The organism is Bradyrhizobium sp. (genome assembly GCF_049798375.1).
Taxonomy (GTDB): domain Bacteria; phylum Pseudomonadota; class Alphaproteobacteria; order Rhizobiales; family Xanthobacteraceae; genus Bradyrhizobium.
Genome location: NZ_JBARGP010000022.1, coordinates 1 through 2,563 on the forward strand (window position 1 = coordinate 1; position 2,563 = coordinate 2,563).

Annotated in this window: 2 protein-coding genes and 1 pseudogene; all 3 read left to right on the forward strand. The window is 64.7% G+C overall.

Annotated elements, in window-relative coordinates; all coding sequences use genetic code 11:
- Positions 1-111 (forward strand): annotated as a pseudogene (locus WA702_RS00860) (succinate dehydrogenase, hydrophobic membrane anchor protein); the annotation flags it as partial.
- 3 nt (positions 112-114) lie between these two features.
- Positions 115-1,950 carry a succinate dehydrogenase flavoprotein subunit gene (gene sdhA, locus WA702_RS00865; protein WP_425108634.1) on the forward strand — a complete coding sequence of 612 codons (1,836 nt, stop codon included), beginning with the start codon at positions 115-117 and terminating at the stop codon, positions 1,948-1,950.
- 44 nt (positions 1,951-1,994) lie between these two features.
- On the forward strand, positions 1,995-2,563 hold a 569-nt coding region (locus WA702_RS00870), incomplete at its 3' end, for a succinate dehydrogenase iron-sulfur subunit (RefSeq protein WP_425108635.1).

Sequence of the window (2,563 nt, forward strand, 5' to 3'; positions counted from 1 at the left end):
GTCCATGGCGAGCGGCTGAAGCTGGTCTCGATCATGGCGAACAATTTCTTTTGCGTGACCGTGGCGCTCGCCTCGATCTACGCCATCTTAAAATTATCATCCGGAGTGTAGTTCATGGCCGGCGATACGAATGGCAGCGGGAGCGGCGCTCCTGCGACCAATGGAAAAGCCTATCCCATCGAGGATCACACCTACGATGTCGTGGTGGTCGGCGCCGGCGGCGCGGGCCTGCGCGCGGTGGTCGGCTGCAGCGAAGCGGGCCTGCGGACCGCCTGCATCACCAAGGTATTCCCGACCCGCTCGCACACCGTGGCGGCCCAGGGCGGCATCTCGGCCTCCCTCGGCAACATGCACCCGGACGACTGGCGCTGGCACATGTACGACACCGTGAAGGGGTCGGACTGGCTCGGCGACCAGGACGCGATCGAATACATGGTGCGCAACGCGCCCGAGGCGGTCTACGAGCTCGAGCATTGGGGCGTGCCGTTCTCGCGCACCGACGACGGCAAGATCTATCAGCGCCCGTTCGGCGGCATGACGGTGGATTTCGGCAAGAGCCAGGCGCAGCGCACCTGCGCCGCCGCCGACCGCACCGGCCACGCCATGCTGCACACCATGTATGGCCAGTCGCTGCGCCATGCCGCGGAGTTCTTCATCGAGTTCTTCGCCATCGACCTAATCATGGACGACCAGGGCGCCTGCCGCGGCGTCATCGCGCTCAAGCTCGATGACGGCACCTTGCACCGCTTCCGCGCCCAGACCACGATCCTCGCCACCGGCGGCTACGGCCGCGCCTATGCCTCCTGCACCTCGGCGCACACCTGCACCGGCGACGGCGGCGCCATGGCGCTGCGCGCCGGCCTGCCGATGCAGGACATGGAGTTTGTGCAGTTCCACCCGACCGGCATCTACGGCTCGGGCTGCCTCGTCACCGAGGGCGCCCGCGGCGAAGGCGGCTACCTGGTCAACGCCGAGGGCGAGCGCTTCATGGAGCGCTATGCGCCATCGGCCAAGGACCTCGCCTCGCGCGACGTGGTCTCGCGCGCGATGACCATCGAGATCCGCGAAGGCCGCGGCGTCGGCAAGAAGAAGGATCACATCTTCCTGCATCTCGACCATCTCGACCCGAAAGTGCTGGCCGAGCGCCTGCCCGGCATCTCCGAATCGGCCAAGATCTTCGCCAATGTCGACGTGACGCGTGAGCCGATCCCGATCGTGCCGACGGTGCACTACAACATGGGCGGCATCCCGACCAACTTCCACGCCGAGGTGCTGACCAAGGCCAATGGCGACGACAATGCGATCGTGCCCGGCCTGATGGCAATCGGCGAGGCTGCCTGCGTCTCCGTGCATGGCGCCAACCGCCTCGGCTCCAACTCGCTGATCGACCTCGTGGTGTTCGGCCGCGCCGCGGCGCTGCGGCTGGCCGAGAAGCTGACGCCGAACGGCAAGCAGCCTGATTTGCCGAAGGACTCCGCCGATAAGGCGCTCGGCCGGCTCGATCACTATCGCTATGCCTCCGGCGGCACGCCGACTGCAAAGCTGCGCGAGAGCATGCAGAACGTGATGCAGACCAACTGCGCGGTGTTCCGCACCGGCGAGGTGCTGGAGGAAGGCCACAAGCTGATCCACAAGGTGCATAGCGGCATCAGCGACATCGCCGTGTCCGACCGCTCGCTGGTGTGGAATACCGATCTGGTCGAGACGCTGGAGTTCGACAATCTGATCGTCCAGGCCGTGGTGACGATGGATTCGGCCGGCAACCGCACCGAAAGCCGCGGCGCCCATGCCCGCGAGGATTTCCCGGATCGCGACGACAAGACCTGGATGAAGCACACGCTGGCCTGGATCGACCAGAACGGCAACACCAGGATCGATTACCGCCCGGTGCACAACTACACCATGACCAACGACGTTCAGTACATTCCGCCGAAAGCGCGCGTGTACTGAGCGCCCACCTCTCTCTGTCCGGACAACGAAGAAGGCCTTTTGCAATGGCTGAATTTGCGCTTCCAAAGAACTCCCAGATATCAGGCGGCAAGACCTGGCCGAAGCCGGCCGGTGCCACCGAGGTCCGCGAGTTCAAGGTCTATCGCTGGAATCCGGACGACGGCAAGAATCCGAGCGTCGACACCTATTACATCGACACCCATGATTGCGGCCCGATGGTGCTGGACGGCCTGATCTGGATCAAGAACCACATCGATCCGTCGCTGACCTTCCGCCGCTCCTGCCGCGAAGGCGTCTGCGGCTCCTGTGCCATGAACATCGACGGCCAGAACACCTTGGCCTGCACCAAGTCGATGCACGACGTGAAGGACGGCGCGGTCAAGATCAACCCGCTGCCGCACCAGCCGGTCGTCAAGGACCTGGTCCCTGACCTCACCAATTTCTACGCGCAATATGCCTCGATCGAGCCGTGGCTGAAGACCACCTCGCCGACGCCGCAGAAGGAATGGAAGCAGAGCCACGAGGATCGCGAGAAGCTCGACGGCCTCTACGAGTGCATCCTCTGCGCCTGCTGCTCGACCTCGTGCCCGAGCTACTGGTGGAACAGCGAGCG